Annotated in this window: 16 protein-coding genes; 3 read left to right on the top strand and 13 right to left on the bottom strand. The window is 61.0% G+C overall.

The annotated features are described in order from the left end of the window. The first annotated feature begins 118 nt into the window (after positions 1-118). Positions 119-3,562 (top strand): chitobiase/beta-hexosaminidase C-terminal domain-containing protein, encoded by a 3,444-nt coding sequence (locus tag AB0N65_RS04510; RefSeq protein WP_364158272.1) that lies wholly within the window; start codon positions 119-121, stop codon positions 3,560-3,562. A 65-nt stretch (positions 3,563-3,627) separates the two neighbouring features. Here AB0N65_RS04510 and AB0N65_RS04505 read toward each other — a convergent pair whose 3' ends face one another. The 10 genes from AB0N65_RS04505 to AB0N65_RS04460 form a co-directional block, all read right to left on the bottom strand. Then, a complete protein-coding gene (locus AB0N65_RS04505) occupies positions 3,628-4,584 on the bottom strand; it encodes a glycosyltransferase family 2 protein (RefSeq protein ID WP_364158269.1) in 957 nt (318 codons plus the stop codon). Between the two features lie 3 nt (positions 4,585-4,587). After that, a complete protein-coding gene (locus AB0N65_RS04500; protein WP_364158266.1) occupies positions 4,588-5,073 on the bottom strand; it encodes a GtrA family protein in 486 nt (161 codons plus the stop codon). Between the two features lie 2 nt (positions 5,074-5,075). Further along, positions 5,076-7,181: a DUF6541 family protein gene (locus tag AB0N65_RS04495; RefSeq protein WP_364158264.1), complete on the bottom strand. Its 2,106-nt coding sequence runs from the start codon at positions 7,179-7,181 to the stop codon at positions 5,076-5,078. Positions 7,182-7,254: 73 nt separating this feature from the next. Next, positions 7,255-7,986 (bottom strand): ABC transporter ATP-binding protein, encoded by a 732-nt coding sequence (locus AB0N65_RS04490; RefSeq protein WP_364158261.1) that lies wholly within the window; start codon positions 7,984-7,986, stop codon positions 7,255-7,257. After that, positions 7,987-8,844 carry an ABC transporter permease gene (locus tag AB0N65_RS04485; RefSeq protein ID WP_364158258.1) on the bottom strand — a complete coding sequence of 286 codons (858 nt, stop codon included), beginning with the start codon at positions 8,842-8,844 and terminating at the stop codon, positions 7,987-7,989. Positions 8,845-8,846: 2 nt separating this feature from the next. Next, the gene (locus AB0N65_RS04480; protein ID WP_364158255.1) at positions 8,847-10,859 is read right to left on the bottom strand and encodes a glycosyltransferase; all 2,013 of its coding nucleotides are present in this window, start codon (positions 10,857-10,859) and stop codon (positions 8,847-8,849) included. Beyond that, the gene (gene glf / locus AB0N65_RS04475; RefSeq protein WP_364158253.1) at positions 10,856-12,040 is read right to left on the bottom strand and encodes a UDP-galactopyranose mutase; all 1,185 of its coding nucleotides are present in this window, start codon (positions 12,038-12,040) and stop codon (positions 10,856-10,858) included. The genes AB0N65_RS04480 and glf overlap by 4 nt, the downstream gene beginning before the upstream one ends. A 185-nt stretch (positions 12,041-12,225) precedes the next feature. Beyond that, the gene (locus tag AB0N65_RS04470; protein WP_364158251.1) at positions 12,226-13,212 is read right to left on the bottom strand and encodes a Gfo/Idh/MocA family oxidoreductase; all 987 of its coding nucleotides are present in this window, start codon (positions 13,210-13,212) and stop codon (positions 12,226-12,228) included. Continuing rightward, positions 13,212-14,303: a DegT/DnrJ/EryC1/StrS family aminotransferase gene (locus AB0N65_RS04465; RefSeq protein WP_364158249.1), complete on the bottom strand. Its 1,092-nt coding sequence runs from the start codon at positions 14,301-14,303 to the stop codon at positions 13,212-13,214. Before AB0N65_RS04465 ends, AB0N65_RS04470 begins: the two co-directional genes overlap by 1 nt. Next, positions 14,300-14,890, bottom strand: coding sequence for an acyltransferase (locus AB0N65_RS04460; RefSeq protein ID WP_364158246.1), 591 nt, complete (start codon positions 14,888-14,890; stop codon positions 14,300-14,302). Before AB0N65_RS04460 ends, AB0N65_RS04465 begins: the two co-directional genes overlap by 4 nt. Before the next feature lie 197 nt (positions 14,891-15,087). Between AB0N65_RS04460 and AB0N65_RS04455 the strand changes: the two genes are divergently transcribed. Next, complete coding sequence (locus AB0N65_RS04455) at positions 15,088-19,260, top strand: FtsK/SpoIIIE domain-containing protein (protein WP_364158243.1); 4,173 nt, start codon at positions 15,088-15,090, stop codon at positions 19,258-19,260. A 23-nt stretch (positions 19,261-19,283) separates the two neighbouring features. Here the strand turns inward: AB0N65_RS04455 and AB0N65_RS04450 are convergent, their stop codons facing one another. Further along, on the bottom strand, positions 19,284-19,685 hold the full coding sequence (locus tag AB0N65_RS04450; protein ID WP_364158838.1) for a hypothetical protein: 402 nt from the start codon (positions 19,683-19,685) through the stop codon (positions 19,284-19,286). 271 nt (positions 19,686-19,956) lie between these two features. Between AB0N65_RS04450 and AB0N65_RS04445 the strand changes: the two genes are divergently transcribed. Beyond that, entirely contained in the window at positions 19,957-20,205 is a 249-nt protein-coding gene (locus tag AB0N65_RS04445; protein WP_003804966.1) for a WhiB family transcriptional regulator, read from the top strand. Between the two features lie 123 nt (positions 20,206-20,328). Here AB0N65_RS04445 and AB0N65_RS04440 read toward each other — a convergent pair whose 3' ends face one another. Further along, complete coding sequence (locus AB0N65_RS04440) at positions 20,329-21,798, bottom strand: histidine kinase N-terminal domain-containing protein (protein WP_364158240.1); 1,470 nt, start codon at positions 21,796-21,798, stop codon at positions 20,329-20,331. Between the two features lie 30 nt (positions 21,799-21,828). Continuing rightward, positions 21,829-26,685 (bottom strand): NAD-glutamate dehydrogenase, encoded by a 4,857-nt coding sequence (locus tag AB0N65_RS04435; RefSeq protein ID WP_364158237.1) that lies wholly within the window; start codon positions 26,683-26,685, stop codon positions 21,829-21,831. Between the last annotated feature and the right edge of the window lie 37 nt (positions 26,686-26,722).

Raw genomic sequence — 26,722 nt, 5'->3', positions numbered from 1 at the left:
CTAGTGACAAATGTGAAAATTGGGGGAAGATGTACGTAGACGCAGCCGGCAACGGCGTGGGGCGAATAACCAATGCATGCGGAGCTGGGGAGCATCCGAATGAAGTGGGGATCCCTCGGTGGACACGCGCAATCGCAGTGTTCTTCAGCTTGGTTTGGCGTGTCTTGCCCTCGCCGGTCGCTCAAGAACCTCTCATGGAAAAGCCCAACCGCATGCCCGCCGCGGGTTGGCCGGCGGACCACGCCGCCAGAAACTGACAGCGTTTCTGGCCTCCGCGAGCCTCGCCACAGCAGCTCTGACCGGCCTGCTCACTGCAGGTACCGCAGTAGCGGACCAAGCCCGTCAAACCGTGGCAGTAGGACTGACCAAGGCCTCGGGGTCCTTGGTTGACCCTGACGGGAGGATCTGGGTTTCGGATGCCCGGGCCGGGTTCTGCCGGGTGACCGAAGCAAGCGGCACCACCCCTGGCGGGCTGGAAACCGGAACCTGCCTGGGCGGCACCCTCCCGGGCCACCAAGGTGGCCCGGCCTTGGCTGGAAGCCCTGCCCTGATCGATCCGTCACCAGCCAGCCACGGCAGTGGTGACGAATTCGCGTTCATTCCGGATGCCGCCGTCGGAAGTTCCGCCGTCGTACGCGCTTTCTGGGACCCGTCCGATGGTGTCTTCGTCTATGACGGCGAGCTGACCATCTTTGATGGCGACCTGCGCCCAAATGCCGTGAGTGACGGCCCGGACGGCAACATCTACCTTTCGTTCGCCAACGCCCGGTCGATCGTGAAGATCGTCAACCCAACTGCCCTCCACCCAAGCATCGAATCCATTGCATCCGTGAATTCCAGTTCGCTCGGCCTCGCTGCTACGCATCGCAACAGCGCCGGCAACGTCGTAGTGTATGTGGCAGAAACGTCGGGGTTGACGGTGTTCACCGCACCCGCCGATGGCGTCCTGACCAACTTCGTGCCCCAACCGCTCTACAACGTAGGGAAGCCGACCGCCATCTACTACGACTGGCATTCACCGCTGGTCCTGTACACGGGCACGGGAAATGGAACCACCACGGCAGACGCCGGAAAGGACACGATTTCCCGCATCGACCTCAGCACCGACACCGTGGACAACCAATGGGCACTTGGTTTCAGCAAGGTGGGCGGGCTGTCCATGAGGGACGGGAAACTGCTCGTCATGGAAGACCCGGGACAGCTGGACCCGGCCAAACCAAGCCAGAAGGGCAGGCTGCTCACCTTGGGCGGCGTAGTTCCCTCCATCGTCAGCGGCCCGACGGCGGCAGACGGCACCCAGGCTGCCAACCCGGCCTTTACCAATGACCCGACGCCTACTTTTGCTGTGGCCTCGACGCCTCCTGGCGGGGCTCTCGACTGCAGCCTCCAACTGAGCACCGCGACGCCCGTGTGGCAGGTATGCTCCAGCGGCACCTATACGCCCGCAACTCCACTGGCCAACGGCGCCTACACATTCTCGGTGAGGGCGGCACCTTCGGGCCTCCCCGTATCCAGGGCCTTCACTGTCGACGTCACAGCTCCGGCCGCACCGGTGATCACCTCGCCCGCGGCTGGGGCGACGGTCAACAAGGCACCGGTTCTGGGCGTCACCTCGGAAGCGGACTCCACCCTGTCTTGCTCGGTAGATTCCACTACTGCGTTTACAGCCTGCAGCAACGGCTACGTCTTCAACCTCACAACCGCGGGCCAGCACGTCCTGAGGGTGCGGGCTACCGACATGGCAGGCAACGTCAGCGCGGTGGCGTCCGTTACGGTTACTGCCGACCTGACGGCCCCGCAGGTTTCCATTACGGCTCCCGCCGAGGGCGCAACAGTGGGCACCTCCGCATCGTTCACCTTCACATCCACGTCTTCGGACATAGCAGGTTACAGGTGCAAGCTTGGCTCCAATGCCTTCACGGCATGCACATCACCCAAGTCCTACACGAACCTCCCGAGCGGTCCTGCCTCGTTCACGGTGGAAGCGAGGGATGCTGCAGGCAACACCTCCACTGCCACCAGGAACGTGACAGTTTTCGCTCCTGATACAGCAGCACCGGTTGTTTCCGTGGACCCCGCCGGCGGAACCTATGGTGCCAACAAGACGGTGGCCCTTTCGGTCAATGAAGCAGCCACGATCTACTTCACCACCGACGGTTCGACGCCCACAACGTCCAGTCCCGTCTATTCGGGGCCGATTGCGTTGACGTCCATGACGCTGCAGTATTTTGCCCGGGACACTGCGGGAAACACGTCAGCAGTCGCCACGCAGACCTATGTGCTGGATAACATCGCGCCCACGGTGTCCGTGACGCCGGCGGCCGGCGGCTACGCCTCGGGTCAATTGGTCACCATCTCCTCCAGTGAAGCCGGAAGCATCTTCTACACAACCGACGGCACCACCCCTGCCACGACCGCGACCGGAAGCACCAAGGCTTACACGGCCCCGTTTGCACTGACGGCCAACACGACGGTCAAGGCACTGGCTGTGGATGCCTACGGAAATGTATCCCAGATAGCAACCAGGCTGTACACGGTGCTGGACACCACCGCGCCCGTTGTGACGGTGACGCCGCCAGCCGGCAGCTACCCGGTCAACCAACAGATCACGCTCTCGGCCAACGAAGCGGGATCCAGCATCTACTTCACCACCAACGGAACCAACCCAACGGCAACAGCCGCCAACAAGTACTCCACCCCCATCACGCTGACAGCGGCGATGACACTGAAGTACTTCGCGGTAGACGCCTCGAACAACAGTTCGGCAATCGGAACGCAGGCCTACACCGTGACAGCGCCGCCGGCCAACACATGGAAGGACTACAACGGCGACGCCAAGAACGACGTCGTGGCACGCGACAACGGCGGGACGCTGTGGCTCTATCCCGGAAACGGCACGGGCGGATGGCTCGCGCAGCGTTCGATTGGCACTGGCTGGAACACTCTGAATGCGATTGTCCCCACCAAGGACTTCAACGGGGACGGACGAAGCGATGTCCTGGCACGGGATACGAACGGCGTCCTCTGGTTGTACCCCGGCAACGCCACCGGAGGGCTTCAAACCCGGGTACAAGTCGCGACCGGTTGGGCAGGGATGACGCTGATCCTTGGACCGGGAGACTTCAGCGGGGACGGCAAGGCCGATGTCCTTGCACGCAACTCCACAGGTGCTTTGTTGCTCTACCGGGGCAACGGTACCGGGGGCTTTGCGTCCAGCGCGCAAGTCGGAACCGGCTGGAACGCGATGACTGCCATCCTGAGTACAGGCGACTTCAACGGAGACGGTAAGACAGACGTGCTGGCAAGGGACACGTCGGGTCTCCTGTGGCTTTACCCGGGCAACGGCACAGGCGGCTGGCTCAGCCGGGTTCAGGTGGGAAGTGGCTGGAACTCAATGACCGCCATCATCGGCCCGGGCGATTTCAACGGGGACGGGAAGAACGACGTCCTGGCCCGGGACACAGGCGGAAGCCTGTTCCTGTACCCCGGCAACGGGACATCCGGATGGCTCTCGCGCAGCCAGGTCGGCTGGGGCTGGGGCGGATTCACGTCACTCCCCTAACCTGATATGGCACAAGGGCCCGGACTGCTTCATCAGCGTCCGGGCCCTTATGTGAGTCCGTGTTGTCAGGCACGTTCCTTCATAGGATGCATGGTTGGCCTGTCGGGGCTGGCTTGAATGTCCAATTGAAGCGAGACAAGCAGCATTTGTACGCCCAGCACAAAGGGCACGACGGCCAGCATCACCGACCCCGCCGTGGGAGAACCGACACTTGCCGCAAGGACCCAGGCGCCAACTACGAGCCCCATGAGGATGAGGACAAGCCCGGCGATCAGCAGCAGGGCAACTGCCGAGAAGGACCACACCATATACTTCCACCACACCCGGCGCCAGAAGCCACCAAAGAGCATGGCAAGAAGCTCAGGAATGACTTTCCGAAGCTTGATGCTGGAAACCTCGTTACCGTAGACCGCCGGAATCGGCACGTCGACGATCGGCACATCAAGAATGTTGAGGTGGATCAGGAGGTCGTTTTCAAAGCTGTAACGCGCTGCGACCTTGTTCATGGGCAGGCGACGCAGGACTTCGGTCCGGATGGCGGTGTAACCATTCTGGGGGTCGAAGATGTGCCAATATCCAGAGGCAAGCTTCGTCATGAAGGACAAGACAATGTTGCCGAAGATACGGTAGCCGGGCATACCGGCAAAGGACTCGCCGGAGAAGAAGCGGTTGGCCTTGGCGAAGCCGTAGCCGTCCACTACGGGATCCAACAGCTGGGGCAGGTACTCCGGGTCCATTTGCGCGTCACCGGCCATGACAACGTTGATGTCGGAACCAAGTTCCATGGCCGCCTTATGTGCGGTGAGCACGGCTCCTCCAACACCCTGGTTGACCTCGTGGCGGATCAGGGTGACCCTGCCATCGTCAGCACGGCGCGCGGCGCCCGAAGTGTCGTCAGGGCTGCAGTCATCAACAATGACGATGTCGTCGACGAAATCAGGCATCGTCTTGATGACCTGTGCGATGTGGTTTTCTTCTTTGTAGGCCGGTACTACCGCGGCAATTCGAACGCCTCGATACATCGATTATCCTTCGCTGCTGTTAGGGGTGAGTTTTTGTGCCGGCGCGTCGGTGCCTGACGCGCCTTCAGTCTGTTCGCTGGCGTTCTTCGGTTGCTTCTTGTGCGGGAAGATCCAGTGCTTGTAAATGAAGTAGTTCCATCCCATGGTCACGATCGTCGCCACTACTTTACCGACGACGTATCCCGCACCCAGGAATTGGAAAAGCTCAACGATTCCCATGACCGCCACGGTGTTGAATGCCAAGAGGCCTGAATACCGGAGCACACCGCCCAGGGCCGTTCCTCCCCCGCCAAAGGCAAAGTGGCGTTGAAGGAAGTAGTTGAAGAAGAAGCTTCCCCAAAAGCCCGCGCCCGTTGCCAGCCACAGCGGCCAGCCGAACACTTGGAAGCACAGGGCCAGCAGGCCCAGGTCAACAAGGAAGCTCAAGCCGCCCACCACAAGGAAACGGAACAGGCTGGACGCCAGCAACTTGGCGATGAATGCCTTCATGGTCAGCAAATCCTTCCAAGCGGGGCAATGCCATCCGGATTCCGGTTTTCGAGTATTCCAGGGACTCCATCGAGCTGCACACGGTCCTTGGCGGCGGCGTCGAATGCTTCCTTGCCGCCAGGCAACTGCGACCAGTCGATCTGGTAGAGCGCTGCGTTCCCTTCGCGCACCACAAGCTTAAGGAAAGGAATCGAATCAGGCTGCGTCAAGCCGGCCTTGGGTTCATCCCAGGCCCGGATCCGGCCGTCGGCCACGTAGACCCACTCGATGCCCAGCTCAGCGGCGGCCTCGCGAACTTCAGGGTCCGTAGCCAGTTCCGGCAATTTTTGCAGGACAAGCAACTGCCGGTTCGTTGGAAGGATCTCGAAGTGGCGGATCATGGGCATCCGGTCGCCCAAGGCATACATCCATACAGACCCGTCGCACGAATCATTGAGAACGGTGGCATCTTGCGGGACGTATTGGTCGATCTTGCTCAGCAGCCCGACTTCCGAGGTGCTCAAGGTGGCACCGTCAACCTTTGTATTGATGTTGATGCGCTGCGCGTTCTGTTTGAAGTAGGGAATCGCCGCGATGCCACTGACCAAAAGTACTGCGGCAGCCGCGGCAGCAGTCACTACATGGTTGGGCCTGCGTCCTTCGTGCGCGTTGGACCGGACAGGACGGTTGCGGATCCTCCTGATTGCCCACTCCACTGCTTCTGCCGCCTGTGCGACACCCAAGCCGGCAAGGGGCACAAGCAGCATCACCAGGATGCCGAAGATGCGCCATTGGTCATCGTAGAAAGGCGCCGTCAGCGTCATGAAGCGAGGGCTGTCACTCCCCATGGTGTAGACGGAGAGGAACGCGAAGGCCAGCACGGGCCCGAAGTACCACCACATACGGATCCGGAAGGCGACTGCCAGGCAGCCCAGGGCAACGAGCGCCGTCAGGATCGGCATCGCCATGGAGCCATGATTGAGGAACACGATGTTCTGGATCGCGCCGTTCCGATCTGTATCCGCTGCCCACACTTGCTTGGAAACGCGGGCAGACTCCTTCAGCATCTGCGCGATGATCGGCATGCCGATGATTGCTGCCAGGACACCGGACACGGCCAGATAAACGGTGATGCCAAGGATGCGGCCCTTGCGTCGTATCAGCGCCGACAACAACCAGAAGACAAGTACGGGCAACACCACGAAGGCCAGTGAAGGATGGACGGCGATAACGCCCACCGCACCGAAAGCTATGCCGAGAACCCAGAACTTTTGTCGTTCCAGTGCGCCCTTGACCGCCAGGAAGGCGAAGGGCCCCACCAACAGCATGCCCGCGAAAAAGGGGATCAAGGGGCCACGCCACAGGAGATCGTACGGGTACACGGTGAACCACCCTGAAACCGCCGCCGCTGCGGCAACGGCGATCGGGCGCCGTGTCACCAGCATGGTGAGTGCCATCGTGCTAAGGGGCAACTGGACCGCCATCATCACCAGGACAAAAACATTAAGGAAGACCGGGATGCTGACGCTGCTCAGCGGCCAGAACAACGACAAGACTGCATGGAACGCTATGGGGTAGCTCCGGATGGGAGCATCCGGGATGGAGGTGTCGTAGTACGCGAAGTTTCCGGCGATGCCCGGGTCCCACTCATGATTGACCGAAATGAGCCGGATCATGTTGGCGTGCCACGGAATGTCCCAATCCTGGTTAATCCCCAGCAGGCCTTCAGTACCAACAATCCATGAGACTCCTGCCACTGCCCCGCCGGCAACGAGCCCGGCCAGCAGGATCCACCAGGAGCCGGCAAAACGGTGCTTGCCGAAGATGCTTGGCTGGCTCCTGGCAGGCGTCCCGAACTTGTCCGGGAAATACCGGCGCAAAAGGATCCGGGCTCCGAAAAGTATGCCGGCCAGCACTAAAAGGACTGCCGTTACAGGCAGCAACTGCCAACTGAGGCCCAGCGAGTTTCCCATCACTCCAATGACCGTCAACGCTCCCATACCCAGCAAAGGAGCCACAACAGGCAAGAGCGTTCTGCGGACCCCCAGTGCCTCGCCGAGGAGCCAACCAGGACCCCACCACAACACAACGATCAGGAGTACACACAACAGCAGGGGGCCGATACCCATTCCTACGATCGCCTTTCTAAGATGCTTTTGCGAGCGGTCCGTGACGGGACCACTCTTGCAAGGGGGATGCCGGTTAGTTGCGTTCCCGCAACCAAGCGACAGCCTGGTCCGCCGGACCTTCGAACTGGACCGTGCCGGAGGACAGCACCACTCCCCGATCGCAGATTCGCGAGATCATGTCCAGGTCATGGCTGACCACCACAAGTGTCCTGCCCTCTTCGGAGAGTTGCTTGATCTTGGCCAAACATTTCCGCTGGAAGGGTTCGTCGCCCACGGCAAGAATCTCATCCACCAGGAAGATATCCGGCTGGGTATGAACCGCTACCGCAAACGCAAGGCGCAGAAACATGCCGGACGAATAGAACTTCACTTCCGTGTCGATGAATTGCTCGATCTCGGAGAAGGCAACGATCTCGTCGAATTTCTCGTTGATCTCCTGTTCAGTCATCCCGAGGATCGCCGCGTTAAGGAAGACGTTCTCCCGCCCGGACAAATCCGGATGGAATCCTGCGCCTACTTCAATGAGCCCGGCCACGCGGCCCTTGGTCCGCACGGTGCCCTTGTCCGGCAGGATGACCCCTGAGATGAGTTTCAGCAAGGTGGACTTTCCGGAGCCGTTAAAGCCCAAAAGTGCGACGGTCTCCCCCGGCTGGATCTCAAAGCTGACGTCGTGCAACGCATCGAACTTCTTGGTGAGTTCACCCTTGCGGCCCTTGACGAGCCACACAAGCGTTTCCTTGAGTGAGTGCGAGTGACGGAGGTTGAAGGTCTTCTTCAATCCCTTGACTATGACGGCGGCGCCCACTTAGACCTCCTGCGCAAAGTGGCCTTCAAGCCGGCGGAAAACCAGCTGGCCGATAATAAGGAAAACAGCGGCCATGCCCAACCCTGCGAGCCCGGTCAACATCAGGTGCGGGGGTAGCTCCACGGGCCTCGTCACCGTCGGATACCAGAAAGCCCAGTGGAAGAGTTCCACTGCCACCGTCACGGGGTTCAGCTGATAGATCGTCAGGACCCAGTCAGGAGCGAGCCGGCGGATCATCGTCCAGTCGTACAGGACCGGAGAAGTCCACGTGACAACCATCATCAGCATGTCGACAATATTCTCGGCATCACGGAAGAATACGTTGATCGCCCCTGCGAGAAGACCAAGGCCGGTGGCGGTGATAGCCACAATGACGAAGCCCAAGGCCGCACCCACCAACTGCATGGCATCCGGCCGCCAGCCGCTCAGAAGAGCAGCGGCCAGCAAAACAACCAGCTGGGGCAGGAAGTGGACAGCAGCCACCCAGACCGAAGCGACCGGGAAGAGCTCCCTGGGAAGGTAGATCTTCTTTACCAATGCGGAATTCCACACTATGGAGCGCGTGGCGTTCGAGAAAGCTTCGGTGAAAAAGTTGACCACAATCACGCCCGAGAACATGTAAAGGGCGTAATTGGGGATCTGGTCACCAACACGAAGGACGATACCCAGCGCGAAGAACAGAACCAGGTACTGGACGAGCGGCTTCACATAGGACCAAGCCAGTCCAAGGACAGAGCCCCGGTACCGGACCCGGAGTTCCTTGCGGACAATCAGCTTGAGGAGGTACCGGCGCCGGAATACATCCAGCAAACCGGCACCGACCCCGGGTACAACATACGAATCAGTAGAGTTCGACATCGCTACTTTTGGGGCTCCGAAGCGTCGAACGTTGCCTGCCACGACTCCATGGACGTAATGTCGGGAAGCGCTGCACGGTACTCGGCACGAAGAGTCTCCCAATTGGAGAAAAGCTGCGCGTGGAGCTGGGCGGTTTCGGCCAAAAGCCTGCGTGCCAGCTTCGGGTCGCGCTGGTACCAGGAGGCACCAGTGCCGTCAGCGTTGGACACAACAGCACTGTCGAGGTGGGCAAGACTCCACCATTTGCCGTCCTGATGGGCAACATGAGCTTCAGGGTTGGATTTGGCGGTGTCCCGAACGGGAGCCAGCGTCTGCTTGAGGACGGTCTTCACCGCCCAGGGAAGGAGACCCAGGGCACCTGGTTGCTTGTATGTCTGGGGCTTCTTCGGTGGACGTTTCCGGAAGACCTCAGGAAAGGCCCCGGGATCCGTCTTAACCTGCGAATCAACGAATTCGTCACGCATGGCTCGAAGCTTCGGCATGGTGGTCGGAAGTTGTTCGTGAAGCTTGCCCGGACCTTCAAGGACGTCCCGGAGTGCCATGATGCGGGCCTGCTCCGGGTAGTACTGCATGGAGACGAGATGCTTGATGTCCGTGTTCAGGCTCTCCCGGAAGATACGGCCACCCTTGGGGAAGGGCGAATGCAGGAGCGTAGCGATGAGCCTGTTGCGCTCATGGTAGTACGCCTGCCAGTCGACGGAGTCGTCCTTGTCGGCCCAGGAGACGTGCCATACAGCAGCGCCGGGAAGAGTCACGGTCGGGAAGCCATTGGCCCGTCCGCGAAGTGAGTATTCGGCGTCATCCCACTTGATGAAGACCGGCAACGACAAGCCAATGGTTTCCACCACAGTTTTCGGAATGAGGCACATCCACCAGCCGTTGTAATCGGCATCCCAACGACGGTGCAACTGCGGCGTGGAGCGGAGGCCTTCGGCGGAGAAGTCGTGATTGCCCAGGCCTTCAACCGGTCCCCACAGGAAGCGGTAGAAGTTCACAACCTCGGCATAGGCATGCAGGACTGACTTGTTGTACATGTCGAACATATGCCCGCCCACGATGGTGGGTTTGCGGCAGAGATCAGCGAAGGCCACAGCCCGCAGGACGCCTTCGGTCTCCAACTCGATGTCGTCATCGAGCAGCATGACGTAGTCGCTCTTGTCGGTGACCACCATCTCGTACATGTTCCTGGCGAAGCCGCCGGAGCCACCGAGGTTACCTTGGTTGATAATGCGGAGCTGTTCCCCCATGGAAGCCGCGACGTCGTCGAAGCCTTCCTCGTCCGCCACCTTCTTATTGCCTTGGTCCACAATGATCAGTTCCGCGAGGATCTCGCGGAGACCGGAATCGGCGTCGATCGACTTGATGGTCTCAAGGCAGTAGTCGGCACGGTTGAAGGTGGTGACGCCGAGCGTCACCTTGCCCTGGGGGCGGCCTTCATCGGGAACAGCCCAGTGGGCGCTCCGCAGGGTCATTCCGTCGCCGCCGGCAATCAAGTCAAACCAATACCAGCCGCCGTCGCCGAACGGTGCGAGCGTGAGCTCAAAGTCGTTGGATGCGCTGCCTTCAACCAGGATCGAATCAACGCGTTGCGCAGCACCGCGGGCATTCGACCTGTAGACGATGACCGTTCCTTCACCCTCGGTCTCGATGTGAAGGACCGTCTTGGTGGCAATCGTCCACTTACGCCAATAGCTGGCAGGGAATGCGTTGAAGTAGGAACCGAAGGAGAGCCGTTCGCCGCGGCGGACCTGGACTGATCCACGGTCCAGGATGTCCTCGGGGTGCAGCTTCCTGGCCATGCCTACGGCCTGGACCACCGTGCCGCCGTTATCGTCCTGCTTCCGGACTTTGTTGGTGTCAGGGTCCACGTACAGCGGGAGGGTGTCGAGGTCCCTGTTCGCCGGGAAGACCACCCGCTGAACAATCCGCAGGTCGTCTTTCGTGGATGCTGGTGTTTCTGCGGCTGTTGTGGCCGTCATGACAGTCTCCTGGCTTTGATTCGTCGTGGCGGTCATGCGTCCACTCCACCGCTCTCCAGCTTTGCGCCGCCCGAGAAGTGCGGCTTGATCTTGTTGTCGAACATGGACAGGGCCGAACCAATGGCCATGTGCATGTCCAAGTACTTGTAGGTTCCCAGGCGGCCGCCGAACAAGACCGACTTCTCGCCGCGGGCGAGGTCGCGGTACGCCAGCAATTTGGTGCGGTCGTCCGCAGTGTTCACGGGGTAGTACGGCTCGTCGCCCTTCTCCGCGAAGCGCGAGAATTCACGCATGATGACGGTCGCGTCCTTCGTGTAGTCCCGCTCAGGATGGAAGTGGCGGAACTCGTGGATGCGCGTGAAGGCGGCATCGGCGTCGGGGTAGTTCATGACAGCGCAACCCTGGAAGTCTTCGATCGGCAGAACTTCTTCTTCGAGGTCGATGGTGCGCCACGAAAGGTCGCCTTCGGCGTAGTCAAAGTAACGGTCAACAGGACCCGTATAAATAACAGGCACCTGGCCCAGGACGGAAGACCGGCCGAATTCACCGTCTTCGAAGAAGTCCGTGTTGAGGATGACCTCGATATTGGGGTGGTCCGCCATCCGCTCGATCCAGGCGGTGTAGCCGTCAACCGGGAGACCTTCGTAGGTGTCGTTGAAATAGCGGTTGTCGTAGTTGTAGCGGACAGGGAGCCTGGAGATGATCTCGGCGGGCAGATCCTTGGGATCGGTCTGCCACTGCTTTCCGGTGTAGTGCTTGATGAAAGCTTCGTAAAGCGGGCGGCCGATCAGCTGGATGCCCTTGTCGTTCAGGTTTTGTGGATCCGTGCCGGCCAATTCGCCAGCCTGCTCCGCGATCAGCGCACGGGCTTCCGACGGGCTCATCGCTGAACGGAAGAACTGGTTGATGGTGCCCAGGTTGATGGGCATCGGGTACACCTCGCCCTTATGGCTGGTGTAGACCTTGTGCTGGTAGTTGGTGAACTGCGTGAACTTGTTCACATAGTCCCAAACGCGTTCATTCGATGTGTGGAAGAGGTGCGCTCCGTAGCGGTGCACCTCGATTCCGGTCTTCTCTTCATTCTCGCTGTAGGCGTTTCCTCCAATATGGTGGCGGCGATCAAGAACCGCGACCTTCAGCCCCAACTCGGTAGCGGCGCGTTCTGCAATGGTCAGGCCAAAGAAACCCGAGCCGACGACGACGAGATCAGCGTTCACAAACTCTCCTGTGTATTGGCGTGCGGGCACAGAAGTGCCCACGTCTACTGGTCAAGGCTACCCGACGAGACGCGGGTTCCCCGTATCCGGGGCGCACCGGGGCAAGGACGACGGGCCCTGGAAAAACAGCGAAGGGAGGCTGGCACATCGCCAGCCTCCCCCTCAAACTTGCTCGAGTTGGCGGTTCAGAGAGTGATGACGGAACCCGACGTGGCGGAATTCAACACAGCCTCTGCAACCCGCAATGTCTCCAGGCCCTCTGCCATGGTGACAATGTTCATCGACTTGCCCAGAACGGCATCGCGGAATGCCTCGTGTTCCATCTTCAGGGGTTCACGCTTGGCTAAGGCGAAGCGCGTCGAGGACCCCTCGGACACGCCCCGGAACGCAGCGATGGAATCCCAGTCGGTCTGGAAGGTTCCGTTTTCGACGAAGGTCAGGTCGGCCGAGATCGTATCCGCGATGAAGGCACCCCTCTCACCCAGAACCACCGTTGTGCGTTCCTTCATTGGCGACAACCAGTTCACGATGTGGTTGGTGACGACACCACTCTTCAAGTGGCCGATCGCGGTAACCATGTCCTCGTGCTCACGGCCGCTGCGGGAAGTGGTGTGCGCCACCACGTTGACGAAGTTGCTTTGCGCGAGCCATGCAGTGAGGTCGATGTCGTGCGTTGCGAGGTCCTTGACCACCCCAACGTCCGCGATGCGCGCAGGGAAAGGTCCCTGCCGCCTCGTGCTGATCTGGTAGACATCGCCGAGGTCGCCATTCTCAAGGCGGTCCCGAAGGCTCTGCAGCGAAGGGTTGAAGCGCTCGATGTGCCCAACAGCCCCAACAAGGCCTTTGGATTCGAAGGCCTGCGCAATGCGCCGGCCGGACTCGGAGTCATTGGCGATCGGCTTTTCAACGAGGCAATGGATGCCGGCCTCGGCGAGCTGCAATGCCACTTCCTCGTGCAGGATGGTGGGCACGGCTGCCACGGCCATGTCGATGCCTTGGGCAATCAGCTCCTCAACCGTGTTGTAGACGGTCAGGCCATCGGCTACGTTGTGCGGATCTCCAAAGGAATCCGCAACAGCAACCAGGTCAACGCCTTCGAGTTCACGGATAACGCGGGCATGATGGCGCCCCATCATGCCCAGTCCGATAAGGCCTGCGCGAAGATTCGCCACTAGCTACCTGCCTTTGCTACCGCATTGACCGCCGAGACAATCCGGTCGAGGTCGTCCTGGCTAAGCGAGGGGTGAACCGGAAGGGAAAGCACACTGGCTGCAGCCTCTTCGGTGACGGGCAGGTCGTCAGAGGTCTGGAAGGGAGCAAGCCGGTGGTTCGGGATGGGGTAGTACACGCCACAGCCGACGTTGTATTCCTCGCGCAATGCCTTGGCAAATCCATCCCGGTCCTCGGCGATGCGGATGGTGTACTGGTGATAGACGTGCTCATAGCCCTCGGCGACCTTCGGGGTTACAACGCCCTCGATGTTTGCGTCGAAGAACGCTGCGTTTTCCTGGCGGGTCTTGGTCCAGCCCTCGACCTTCGTCAACTGGACGCGGCCGATGGCAGCATGGATGTTCGTCATGCGGGCGTTGAAACCGACCAGCTCGTTTTCGTACTGCCGCTCCATGCCTTGATTGCGCAAAAGACGCAGACGGCGTTCAACATCCGCCAGGCCTGTGCTGACCATGCCGCCCTCGCCGGACGTCATGTTCTTCGTGGGATACAGGCTGAACATGGCGAAGTCACCAAACGTCCCGACTTTCCGGCCGTTGACAGCAGCACCATGCGCCTGGGCGGCGTCTTCGAATACCTTCACGCCGTGCTTTTCAGCCAGCGCTCCGATGGCGTCGACATTGAAAGGGTGCCCGTACAGGTGGACAGGCATAATGGCTGCCGTGCGATCCGTGATCTTCGACTCGACGGAGGCAGGGTCGAGTGTGTAGTGGTCCGGGTCTACGTCGGCGAAGACGGGAGTGGCCCCGGTCAGGGCAACGGAGTTTGCCGTGGCAGCAAAAGTGAACGAAGGAACGATGACTTCGTCGCCGGCGCCTATGCCGGCTGCCAGCAAGCCAAGATGAAGGCCGGAAGTACCGGAGTTGACGGCGACCGCGGCCCGGCCGTCGAGGAGCACCTGGGAGAACTCCTGCTCGAAGGATGCGACCTCCGAGCCCTGGGCAAGCTGGCCCGAAGCCAGGACGGCCTCTACTGCCTTACGCTCGTCATCACCGATGATGGGCTTGGCGGGGGGAATGAATTCGGGGCTCATGCCTCTACCTCTCGAAGGGTTTCGTTCTGTTCAACATAGGTGGCACCGGTTTCCGGGCAAACCCAGTTCTCACCATTGCGCTGGAGGGGAAATCCAGCCTTGCCAACCCATCCGTGCCGTTTGGCCGGCACGCCTACCATGAGGGCAAAGTCAGGGACATCTTTTGCCACGACGGCTCCGGCCGCAACCGTAGCCCACCGTCCGATGGTCACAGGAGCGACACAAACTGCTCGAGCACCGATTGAAGCACCCTCACGGATAGTGACGCCCACCGGCTCCCAATCGTGGGCGCTCTTCAAGCTTCCGTCGGGGCCCACTGCGCGTGGATAGGTGTCATTGGTTAGGACAACTGCCGGCCCAATGAAGACTCCGGCTTCCAGCTCGGCGGGTTCATAGACAAGGGCATAATTCTGTACCTTGCAGTTGTCCCCCATTTTGACGCCGGTGCCGATGTAAGCGCCGCGTCCAACAATGCAATTTACGCCCAACTCGGCCTTCTCACGGACTTGGGCAAGGTGCCAGATCTTGGATCCATCACCAATCTGCGCCTCGTCTGAAACATCGGCGCTCTCTGCAACCACTATCACCGGTGAAGGTCCTTCCTCATTGAGCACACGCGACAACGAGTTTCATCTTAGCCGAGACCCAATGGCCTCGCGTCAAGCGCTGCCGGGCACGTCTTTGCCTGCAAGTTGTCCACATAGCAGCTTTCATAGGCTGCCAACTGCCCCTCGATTCCATAGCGTCGGTCCTGGACGCCTTGAACAGCGAGAGAGGAACGGCTATGACCTTCGAGTGCACCTTGGTGCGCGGTCCGGCGGCAGCTCACCGTGCGGCACCCGAGGAGTTGAGCATCGCCGTAGTGGGAGGAACTCCAGGGGCCGAGTTGCAGCGCCTGCTGCAAGACGCCCGCAGCATCGGCCCGCTGTCCGTCGCAGGCCACGACCTTTCGAGCCTGACGGTTGGCTGTCCTCCCCTGGTCAACGGAGCCGTGTTGCTTGACGGAGCCGTGTTGCTCGACGGGCAAGCCGGTCCTCGCGAAAAGCCAGAGCTGCGCGCACCTTTAGTGTTGTTGGTCCACACAGGCCCGGCAGCCGGTTCTGCTTTTCACCTCGGCCGTGGCCGGTATCGAATAGGCCGGGGCGCAGTCGAGGTCTCCGTTCCCGACCCCGGAATGTCCCGCAACCATGCTTTGCTGGAAGTATCCGGCACCGCCCTGAGCATCAAGGACGAGACGGACAGCCGGAACCCGGTGTGGGTCGATGGCGACCCCGTACGCGAGAGAACCGTGACCTCGTCCTCGGTGATTCGCTGCGGCAACACTACCTTTACGATCCTCAGTCCAAACAGTCCAACGCCGGTCATTGGGGCACGTGCAGGCCGCTCGGTTGAAGAACCGATCGAAGTCCACCGGCCCGTGCTTTCCGGAAATCGTATGGCCATGGTCACCGGAGCCGTTTTGCCCCTATTGGCAGGAGTTGGGCTGGCCCTCATCACAGGCATGTGGATGTTTCTGGGCTTCACCGCTGTCTCCGCGGTAAGCCTGCTTATTCCTTTGCTTGCCGGGAGGAAAAGACGTCTTGAATTCAAAATTGCCGTGGCCAAGGCGACCAGCGACGACACCGAACGGAGAGCTCGCTGTTCGCCGTCAGCGGCGGAAATCCTCCTCAGTGTTTCGACGGCGAAACACGGCTCGGGTGGACCTGCCGGGTCGCTGATGCCCGCGGGGCCGGAGTCCCTCGTCAGCCAGGCCGACACCAGGGAGGGCCAAGCAGGGACATGGGTTCGGGTAGGTACAGCGTCGTCACCTGCGAACATCCGCTTGGTACCGGACGACGCCGGCCATGTGCCGCCGTCCGTTGGAGTCGTCCCTTTAACTGTTGGTCCGCTGACCCCGACCGTGCACCTTCACGGCCGACGTCAAGACGTCGACGGAATGCTCCGATTCATTGTGATGCAACTGGCCTGCTTCCCCGATGCGTCCTCTATGCCCGTCCTCATCCTGGGAAGCGTCGGCCGTTTGCCCCTCAGCGCCAGGTTTCTGTCCAACGTCACCTTGGCGACAAGCGTCAAGCCGGCGTTGTCTATGCTGAAACAGCTGGCAGGACGGTCCAAGGGATGGCTCATCGTCCTCGACGATCCAATGGGTGGACCTGACAGCGTAAGCAGCCTGCGCGAGGTCGCCTTGGACGCTTCCTGGCAAGTAATCATCGAAGGCACCCCCGGTGCTGGAGAATCGCTTTCGGCCATTGAGCTGGAGCCATCAGGAACGTCTGGTGTCCTTCGGTCAGCGGCCAGACAGCAACGCTTTGTCCCGGATCTTGTCCCGGATTTAGTTTTCGATCAGTTCTGCCGGAGGGTAGCAGCGAACAAGTGTGCCTCGGAACCGTCCCCCACGGGGCTACCTGTGCACTGTTCCCTGGACGAGTTGCTTCCTTTCGGCCCCCGCGCCATCCTCCGCCGATGGGCCACCAACGAAGTCCCGCCTGTGGGGGCTACGGCCGTGCTGGGCAGAAACGCCACGGCAGCCATCACCTTTGATTTCCAGGCAGATGGTCCACACCTGTTGGTTGGCGGAACCACAGGGTCCGGTAAGTCGGAGCTGCTGCGGACAATGGTGGCATCCTTGGCCCTGAATCATTCACCGGACCACGTGGTCTTCCTGTTCATTGACTTCAAAGGCGGCTCGGGCCTGGGCCCCTTGGCAGGCCTGCCGCACTGTGTCGGCATGCTGACGGATCTGGGGAGTCACGACCTTGACCGGGCGCTGGCATCCTTACGCAGCGAAATACAGTACCGCGAGAAACTGTTTGCGGAGGTCGGTGTGTCCGATCTGCCCGCCTACCAACGTTCAACTGCCGTGCAGGTCCTCCCTCGTTTGGTTATCGTCATCGATGAGTTCCGCATGCTGGTTGACGAGGCTCCGGGCGCCCTCCGGGAGCTCATGCGCGTTGCCGCCATTGGCCGCTCGCTCGGCCTGCATCTCGTCATGGCGACGCAACGACCACAAGGTGCCTTGACTGCCGATATCCGCGCCAACGTTACGGCGAGCATCGCACTTCGTGTCCAGTCGGATGCGGAGTCGATGGACATCATCAATTCGAAAATTGCGTCATCGATTGGAGTAGATGTTCCTGGCCGTGGATACCTGGCCAAAGCCGCTGCCAAACCGGAAGAATTTCAAACCGCTTCCGTATCGACGAAAGCCGCCGGCACCACATCACAACAGGTCACCACCGGCGAATCCTTTGCAGGCATTGGCGTCGTGGACTCCATACAGAATGTTTTACAGCGCCCCCAAGGAGCGGGACCCGCACGGGACACCGTCGAGGTCGCAGCCGGAACCTCGATGGACAATCTGCTGCCAGCTATCCAAACCGTTTGGCGTTGCCTTGACAGGCCCATGCCCCGGCGCCCTGTAGCGCCCTCACTCCCGGGATCCTTGGAATGGCATGAGTTTGAGGCCCTGGGCGGGCCGTACGACTCCCCGGAACCTCATTCACGTGCCAGGCAAGACGACGTCGTCCCGATCGGAATAGTCGACAGGCCCGAACACCAAATCCTGGGATCCCTGCTGTGGTCACCGTCCCAACATGGGCATCTTGCCATGATTGGCAGTGGCTCAAGCGGCATGCCGGAGTGTTTCCGCGCTGTCTCGGCACTTCTCGCCACACACGGAACAAAACCTCATCTTTACATCTTGGACGCAACCGGGACGTTGGGTGAAGTAGCCCATCAGGGCCACTACGGCGCCATGGCCGGCCTGCACCAACTTGCCCTTGCCGTGAGGGTGCTCGAGCGCATCACAGAAGAGATGACCAGCCGACGCGTGGCAGGCGGACGTGTGCCGACCGACCAGCAACTGGTCCTGATTGTGGCCGGATGGTGCTCATGGGCTGCTGCCCTGCGCTCCGGTCGCTTTGCATGGGCGGAAGAACTCTTCCAGGACATCATCCGGGACGGAAGGCAACTGGGCATCACGGTCATAGTCTCCGGAGAGCGCGAACTTGTGGGCTCGCGGTTCTTTCCCTCGATACCAAACCGGGCGTTCTTTCCGGCAGCATCTACTGATGAGTCCCGCTTCCGCTGGCCAAGGCTGCCCCGAATGGAGCCTCTGCCCGGAAGGGCCTTCGCGGAAGGCGGCTTCGTTCAGGGCATGCCTGCGGTCACGCAATTTCGCGCGGCGCCGGAATCAGGCGAGTGGCCCTTCGGCGCCCTCACGCCTACATCGGAGCCTCCGTTCAGGGTCAGACCGCTTCCACGGCGTTTAAGCTACGGCGACCTTGGCGACATGCTCGCTGCCGCTCCCCATGAACGGTCGATGTCCGAGCACGTATCCGGGCACTCCCCGCCATGCAGCGACAGGATATCGGCCGGCGTTTCCGCGCAAGCAGGGCCGGCACATCGAAAGCTCTGGTTCGGCGTTGGTGGCGATGAGGCAACTCCAGTCTGTATCCCTTTCGGCCCGCGCGGTGTCACCGTTGTCCTGGGCGGTCACCGATCAGGAAAGAGCTCACTCCTGGCGACCTTCCAAGCCATGAACTCCGGCGTTGCCTGGATTTTGCCCAGTGGGGAGACAAATCCCGGCGCATTCTGGGCGGAGGCCGCGGCGGCCGCCTCCGCAGGGACCCTCAATCCGGACAGCATCCTCTTGGTAGACGACGCGGATTACCTGGATACCGAGGGTCAGAGGGCGCTCGCAGATCTCGTCGGGAAAGTACGGGGCATCATCATGACCGCAACTCCTGGCCACGCCCTCCTCCAGCAGTTGCCGCTTGCCCGTGAAGTCCAGGCTTCAGGCACGGACCTTGTCCTCGCCCCCAGGAGCCCTCTGGACGGAGACATCCTGGGCGTGCGGGTGGACGTCAACCCTGCTCCCGGAAGCGGGTTCCTCGTCTGCGGCAACACGCTAATTCCCTTCCGTGCCGCATTTCCCGAGGACAGGTCCGGACGCTGAACCATCCCGGTCATGTCACAGGACTAAAGAGCACCCTGGGCGCCGCCCACACGAGAGGCATATGTGATGACGCTTTTGTTGAAGAGAAAGATGATCGCGGCGGCAGCGGGAATTATCATCGCCAGGCCGGGCAGGACCAGACCCCCGGTCATCGTGGGGAACCCGATGGTCATGACGAACAACTGGGCGACGAGCGCGGCCGCCCGTGTCCACCTGTAGCCGCGGAACAGGAAATGGCCGACTGCGAACAGCCAGGCGGAGAAGACCAAGAGGAGACCCAGCGTAAATACGGCGCCCCAGAAGGTGAGGACGGGAGCTCCACTCACGAGTTCGTACGCGTACCAAGCCGCAGCACAAAGGAGCGCCAGTGCCTCCAAGAGGACAACGACTGAAATCAACACGATACCGGGGGGCCGTTTGCTGATGGGTTGGGCAGGGTTTACAGGAGGTCTTGACACACTGGCACACTACCGGACATAGTCATCTAGCAGTGAGGGCAGTGGCGGCTGATGTGATGCATCGCTCACGGATTCCGGGCATTTCGAGGACTAATACCCCTTGTTTACAAGGCGTTAACATGAAACGCTTGACTCAGACGACCAAGGGGGCCCATGCGGGCCCCTTTCCTTTGGAGCCTCTCGTGAATGTTTTCACAAAAGGCCCACCTAGTTCTCACGAATGGAGTGACTGATCAGCATGGATTGGCGTAATCGCGCAGCCTGCCTCGACAAGGACCCGGAGCTCTTCTTCCCAGTCGGCAACACGGGACCAGCACTTCTGCAGATTGAGGAAGCCAAGAGCGTTTGCCGCCGCTGCCCCGTCGTGGATACGTGCCTCCAGTGGGCACTCGAATCCGGCCAGGATGCCGGCGTGTGGGGCGGCATGAGCGAAGACGAGCGCCGAGCACTCAAGCGTCGCGCAGCACGCGCACGCCGCGCTTCCTAAGCAGGAGCTTCCTCAGCAGGAGCTTCCTCAGCAGGAGCCTTCCTAACATCAAAGCGGAAGACCGCGGACCAATTGGTCCGCGGTCTTCCGCTTTTTCAGACACTTGGGATCATCCCGCTGACCTTAGGCGCGCGCCAGGTTCAGGACGATCTCCACAGCGGTCCCACCCCCGTCACGGGGCCGCCACTGTATGGAACCCCCGAGTTCACTCGTGACGAGCGTGCGCACAATCTGCAGGCCCAAGCCCTCCGTATACTGGCCATCCGGAAGCCCGACACCGTCGTCCGCAATAGTGACAGTCAGGAATTCGTCATTCCCGTCGCCCAATGCTCTATCTGCCAGCAACCACACGGTCCCTGTCCTTCCCTCCAAACCGTGCTCCACGGCGTTGGTGACCAGTTCGTTGATGACCAAGGCCAGAGGAGTGGCAAAGTCGCTTGGCAGTTCACCGAACATGCCTGAACGCTCTGTTCTGACGTGCTGTGACGGCGAGGCGACTTCCGCGGACAACCGGAACTGGCGCCCGATGAGTTCGTCGAAATCGACGCTCTGTGTCAGCCCCTGGGACAAGGTCTCATGAACCAGCGCAATAGTGGCAACCCGTCGCATGGCCTGCTCCAGGCCCTGCTTTGCTTCGTCGCTCACCATGCGGCGCGACTGCATCCGGAGCAGGGCGGCCACTGTCTGCAGATTGTTCTTGACCCGGTGGTGAATCTCGCGGATGGTTGCGTCCTTGGTCACGAGTTCCATCTCGCGCCGCCTGAGTTCAGAGACGTCGCGGCACAGGACCAAGGCGCCGAAACGGTGCTGCTCATCCCTCAGGGGAATAGCCCGCAAGGACAGACTGACACCCCTGGATTCGATCTCACTGCGCCAGGGCATGCGTCCGGTAACCACGAGCGGCAAGGTCTCATCCACCATGCGGCGATCCTTAAGCAGGCCGGCAGTCACCTCAGCCAACGATCTGCCTTCCAGCGATTCGACTTCGCCAAGACGCCGGAACGCCGAAACCCCGTTCGGGCTTGCGTACTGCACCACACCCTCGGCATCCAGCCTGATAAGGCCATCACCCACGCGAGGTGCGCCACGTCGCGAGCCCGTCGGGGAAGCGAAGTCGGGCCACAGCCCCAAAGTTCCCATCCGAAGGAGGTCGTAGGCACATTGCCGGTAGGTCAGTTCCAGCCGGGACGGCATCCTGGAACTGGACAGGTCCATATGCGAGGTAACCACAGCGAGGGTCCGACCATTGCGCACCATGGGAACAGCTTCGACGCGGAGCGCCATCTCGCTGCTCCAACTCGTTTCGCTGGAACGCTCGATGGCACGGCTGTTCCACGCCTTTTCCACTAGTGGCCGCAGATCTGAGCGGATCCCCTCGCCCACGAAGTCCGCGTGAAACACCGTGTGTGATGTTGACGGACGTACGTGGGCGAGGGCGATGTAGCCCAGCTCCGGATGCGGAAACCACAAGGCAAGATCGGCGAATGCGAGGTCGGCAACCATTTGCCAGTCGCCGACCAGGAGGTGCAGCCATTCGGCATCTCCCGGCCCGAAATCAGCGTGTTCCCTGATAGGGTCCGTAAAGATTGCCACTGCACCTCCATTTGCGACGCGGGAATTGCCCTAGCGTCGGACGATTGACCTCAAGAGCCTTAATGCTACCGAGAGAGAAGCCATGTCGTCGGCTTCGAGCGCGTTGACCTCATCGAACATCGTCTTCGCCCGTCCGAGTTGTTCGGCGTTCTGGCTTTCCCAGGACTTAAGGCGATCCTCAGCAGGGGTGCCCGGATCGCTCGACTCAAGTACCGACGTCGTGATGTCCGCAACGGTGGAGTACAGGTCGTCCCGAAGCGCGGCGCGGGCAAGGGCCTGCCAGCGGTCGTCACGCGGCAGGGAGCTGATCCGTTCAAGAAGCGAGTCCACATGGAAGCGGTTGAATACCGTGTAGTAGACGTGGGCCACGTCCCCCACGGTGTTGCTTCCTGTCTGGGCGATCCGTGCGATGTCCAGCAGTGCATAGCTCTCGAAGAGCTCGGCCCACCTGTGTGCGAGGTGCTCCGGCAGTTGCCAGCCACGGGCCTTTTCCAGCCATCCCGTGATCCGGACTTTGTCGTCGCCACGAAGGTAGTCCAAGAGCTTGGCCCGCAATGGCGCCATCATCGGCTTAAAGGAGTCCACGACATCCGCAATGGGCCGCGACGCCATGCCTTGGCCAAGGACCCAACGGACTGCCCGGTCCAGGAGGCGCCTGATGTCGAGATGGACTTCACTCCAGTGTTCGGTCGGGAACGATGCCGGCAGCGCATTCAGCTCGGCAACCATGGGGTCGAGGTCGTAGATTTCACGCAAGGCCACGAACGCCTTTGCTACTGCAACCTCGTTCGCCGACGTTTCTTCGATAGCCCGGAAGGCGAAGGTGATGCCGCCGAGGTTGATGATGTCGTTGGCCACGACCGTGGCCACGATTTCGCGCCGCAGCGGATGGGTGTCCAATTCGGCGTCGAACCGATCACGCAACTGCTTCGGGAAGTACGAGCGGATGGTGTCCTTGAACCACGGATCGTCAGCCAGGTTGCTTTCCCGCAGCGCGGCACCGAGTTCAATCTTGGCGTACGCAGCAAGGACGGAGAGCTCAGGAGAGGTCAGCCCCTGACCCTGTTCGAGGCGTTGCCGCAGAGTCTCTGTGGTGGGCAGCGCTTCAAGGTCACGCTTGAGGTCGGCCGACTTCTCCAACCAATCCATGAGCCGTTCATAGCTGGGACTCCAGTCCGCAACACGGGTCCGGTCATTGAGCAACAGGATGTTCTGGTCGATGTTGTCCTGGAGGACAAGGCGACCCACTTCCTCGGTCATGTCGGCAAGGAAGGCTGCCCGTTCGGCAGCGTCCAGCTTGCCGGCCGCTACCATCCGGTCAACGAAGATCTTGATGTTGACCTCGTGGTCGGAGCAGTCCACGCCTGCCGAGTTGTCGATGGCGTCGGTGTTGAGGATGACTCCTTGAAGTGCAGCTTCAATACGCCCGCGCTGCGTCAGCCCGAGGTTGCCGCCCTCGCCTACCACCTTGACGCGCAGGTCCCGCCCGTCGACGCGGATGGCGTCATTGGCCTTGTCCCCGACCGCAGCATGGGTTTCAGTGCTTGCCTTGACATAGGTCCCGATGCCGCCGTTGTAGAGCAAGTCGGCCGGAGCCAACAGGATGGCCTTGAGCAACTCGGGCGGGCTCAGCTGAGTGGTTCCATCGGGCAAGCCCAAGGCCTTCCGCACCTGTTCGGACACCGGAATGGTCTTTGCCTGGCGCGGGTAGATTCCACCGCCCTCGCTGATCAGGCTCCGGTCGTAGTCGTCCCAGGAAGACCGCGGCAACTCAAAGAGCCGCTGCCGTTCCGTGAAGGATGCCGCGGCGTCCGGGGTCGGGTCCAGGAAGATGTGGCGGTGGTCGAAGGCGGCCACCAGGCGAATGTGTTGCGACAGCAGCATGCCGTTACCGAAGACGTCACCTGACATATCCCCGACGCCCACAACCGTGAACTCTTCCGTCTGGGTATCCAGGTCCAGTTCGCTGAAGTGGCGTTTGACTGATTCCCACGCGCCGCGGGCAGTGATGCCCATCGCCTTGTGGTCATAGCCCACGGACCCGCCGGAGGCGAAAGCGTCGCCCAGCCAGAACCCGTATTCCGCCGCCAGGCCGTTGGCCGTGTCGGAGAAGGTTGCGGTGCCCTTGTCCGCAGCGACAACAAGGTACGAGTCGTCACCGTCGTGGCGAACAACGTCCGACGGAGGCACGAGCCTTTCGCCGTCAGCTGCCGTGACGAGGTTGTCGGTGATGTCGAGCAGGCCCCGGATGAAGGTCTTGTAGCTCTCGATCCCCTCGGCCATCCATGCGGCCCGATCCACTGCCGGGTTGGGAAGTTTCTTCGCGAAGAATCCACCCTTGGCGCCCGTCGGAACGATCACGGCATTCTTGACCGTCTGCGCCTTCACCAGGCCAAGAATTTCCGTACGGAAGTCCTCACGGCGGTCAGACCAGCGAAGACCACCGCGCGCGACCTTGCCGAAGCGCAGGTGGACGCCTTCGACCCTCGGAGAGTAGACCCAGATCTCATACATTGGCCGCGGGAAGGGCAGACCATCAATGTTCGTGGGATCCAACTTGAAGCTGAGGTAGCCCTTGTTCTGGAAGTAGTTGGTGCGCAGCGTGGATTCGATGAGGTTTACGAACGTACGCAGCACACGGTCCGCATCCAGGGTCGCCACTTGCTCAATGGCTTCGGCGAGTGCAACCCGCGCGGCAGCCTGGCGTTCCGGCCGCTGGCTTTCCTCTACAGCGGGATCAAAGCGTGCCGAGAACAGGACCATCAGCCCGCGGGCTACTTCCGGGTTGGAAAGGAGTGTGTCGGCAATGAATCCGAAGGAGTTCGTATTGCCCATTTGCCGCATGTATTTGGCATAGGCGCGGAGAACCACGACCTGGCGCCAGTGCATGCCTTCGCGCAGCACCAGGCGGTCGAAGTTGTCCGATTCAACTGCTCCGGTGACGGCAGCACCGAACGAGTCCGCCAAAAGGTCACCGGTCGCGAGGGGATCGATGCCTGCCGGGAACTTGAGCCCAAGGTCGTACAGGAAGAAATCACGGTGATCGGCGGTTTCGATTTCGAAGGGGCGCTCGTCGAGGACTTCAAGCCCGAGGTTGTGGAAATAGGGAAGAATTTGGCTCAGGCTCTTTGGCTCCATCAGGTAGAGCTTGACGCGCGCGTCCTCCTCCAGCGACTCACCCGCACCTTCGGGAAGGTAGACGTGGACGCCGGGGCGGAGTTCCTTGCTGGCTTCCCCCGCCCGCTCTGCTTGGGCTCCGTACTTTTCGAAGCGTTCGATGTCCTCAAGCGCGTCCTCGACTTCATAATCAACGCGGTAGCCGGCGGGGAAGGCTTCGGCCCACAGCGCTGAGAGCACTTCGGCGCTCTCTGCGGGGCGGTTCTCCCGCAGCACCTCTGCAATGCCCTCGCTCCATGACCTGGAGGCGCGCATCAACCGATGTTCAAGTTCTTCCACGTTGACGTCCGCGATTTCAGCAGTGCGTGGCAGCCTGATCCTGAAGAAAACACGCGCCAGGGCCGACTCGGTGATCCGGGCCTCGTAGTCAATGCTCTCGGCCTGGAACGTCTCCCTCAGTTCCTGCTCAATGCGTAGCCGGACGCTCGTGGTGTAGCGGTCACGCGGCAGGTAGACCACGGCGGACATGAACCGTCCATAGATGTCAGGGCGCAGGAAAAGCTTGGTCCGACGACGCTCCTGAAGGCGTTGGATCCCGGTTGCCGTGGCAGCCAGGTCCGGAATTTCAATCTGGAACAGCTCGTCGCGGGGGTAGGTTTCCAGGATTCCGAGGAGGTCCTTGCCGGAGTGCGAGTCAGTGGGGAAACCTGCGTTCCGCAGGACGGCATCCACTTTGTCTCGAACGATGGGAATGTTTCGCACGGATCCCGTGTAGGCGCTCGTTGCGAACAACCCGATGAAACGCCGCTCGCCGTTCACGTTGCCGGCTGCGTCGAAGCTTTTGACGCCGATGTAGTCCAAGTAGGCCGGACGATGGACCGTGGAGCGTGAGTTCGCCTTGGTGATAACCAGTGCGCGCTTTTCCCTTGCACGCTTGCGGCCGGCATCGGTGAGGTGCTGGATCTGCCGCGTGCTGTCCCCTGCGCGCAGCAAGCCCAAACCGCTGTCCTCGCGAAGTTCAAGGACGTCTTCCCCGTCTTCATTAACAAGGTCGTATTCGCGGTAGCCCAGGAAGGTGAAGTTACCGTTGTCCAGCCATCGCAGGAGGTCTTGCGCTTGGCGCAGTTCGGCGATTTGCTCCGGGTGGGAGACGCTTCCGAGTGTCTCGGCGAGTTCCAGCGCCTTGCTTCGCATCTTTGGCCAGTCTTCGACGGCGGCCCGGACGTCGCCCAGCACGCGCTGGAGTCCGGTGATCAATTCTTCCCGGGCTTCCTCGCTGACGCGGTCAATTTCGACGGCGATCCAGGACTCCATGTGGGAGGCGTTGTCACCGTCCCCGAGCAAGTGGGCGACGCTCGGCAAGGCCGCGGTGTCGCCGCTGGAGATACCGATGTTTGAGGGAACGCGGGCTACGCTGCCAAGTTCATGTGAAACCCGGTTCCGGGTTACGACGAACAAAGGGTGCATTACCAAGCGGATGGCGCAGTTCTGTCGGACCAGTTCAGCGTTAACCGAGTCAACCAGGAAGGGCATATCGTCCGTGACGATGTACACGACGCTTCGGTCCGCCTCGGCAACGACGTCTACAACGGCTTTTCCGGGGCGGCGGGACTGCGCCAGATCTTTGTGCTTGTTTGCCCTTGCGACCAGCAAGTCAGCCGAGTAGCCCTTGGAGTCTTCTTCAGCAAGGTGCTCATAGTAGTCACCGAAGAATCCCTCCCGGACAATTGTTGTTCCGGACCGATCCTCCACGCTGGATCCTGACGACATCTACAAACGCCTCCATCACATGTTGATTGCTGCGACT

Source organism: Paenarthrobacter sp. NPDC089322 (genome assembly GCF_040684895.1).
Classification (GTDB): domain Bacteria; phylum Actinomycetota; class Actinomycetes; order Actinomycetales; family Micrococcaceae; genus Arthrobacter.
This window is presented reverse-complemented; position numbering and strand designations above follow the sequence as displayed.

Bases quoted from the DNA above. Each gene is read 5' to 3' on its own strand.
- AB0N65_RS04505 (WP_364158269.1), bottom strand. From the start codon at position 4,584: ATGTATCGAGGCGTTCGAATTGCCGCGGTAGTACCGGCCTACAAAGAA.
- AB0N65_RS04500 (WP_364158266.1), bottom strand. From the start codon at position 5,073: ATGAAGGCATTCATCGCCAAGTTGCTGGCGTCCAGCCTGTTCCGTTTC.
- AB0N65_RS04495 (WP_364158264.1), bottom strand. From the start codon at position 7,181: ATGGGTATCGGCCCCCTGCTGTTGTGTGTACTCCTGATCGTTGTGTTG.
- AB0N65_RS04485 (WP_364158258.1), bottom strand. From the start codon at position 8,844: ATGTCGAACTCTACTGATTCGTATGTTGTACCCGGGGTCGGTGCCGGT.
- AB0N65_RS04480 (WP_364158255.1), bottom strand. From the start codon at position 10,859: ATGACCGCCACGACGAATCAAAGCCAGGAGACTGTCATGACGGCCACA.
- AB0N65_RS04465 (WP_364158249.1), bottom strand. From the start codon at position 14,303: ATGAGCCCCGAATTCATTCCCCCCGCCAAGCCCATCATCGGTGATGAC.
- AB0N65_RS04455 (WP_364158243.1), top strand. From the start codon at position 15,088: ATGACCTTCGAGTGCACCTTGGTGCGCGGTCCGGCGGCAGCTCACCGT.
- AB0N65_RS04445 (WP_003804966.1), top strand. From the start codon at position 19,957: ATGGATTGGCGTAATCGCGCAGCCTGCCTCGACAAGGACCCGGAGCTC.
- AB0N65_RS04435 (WP_364158237.1), bottom strand. From the start codon at position 26,685: ATGTCGTCAGGATCCAGCGTGGAGGATCGGTCCGGAACAACAATTGTC.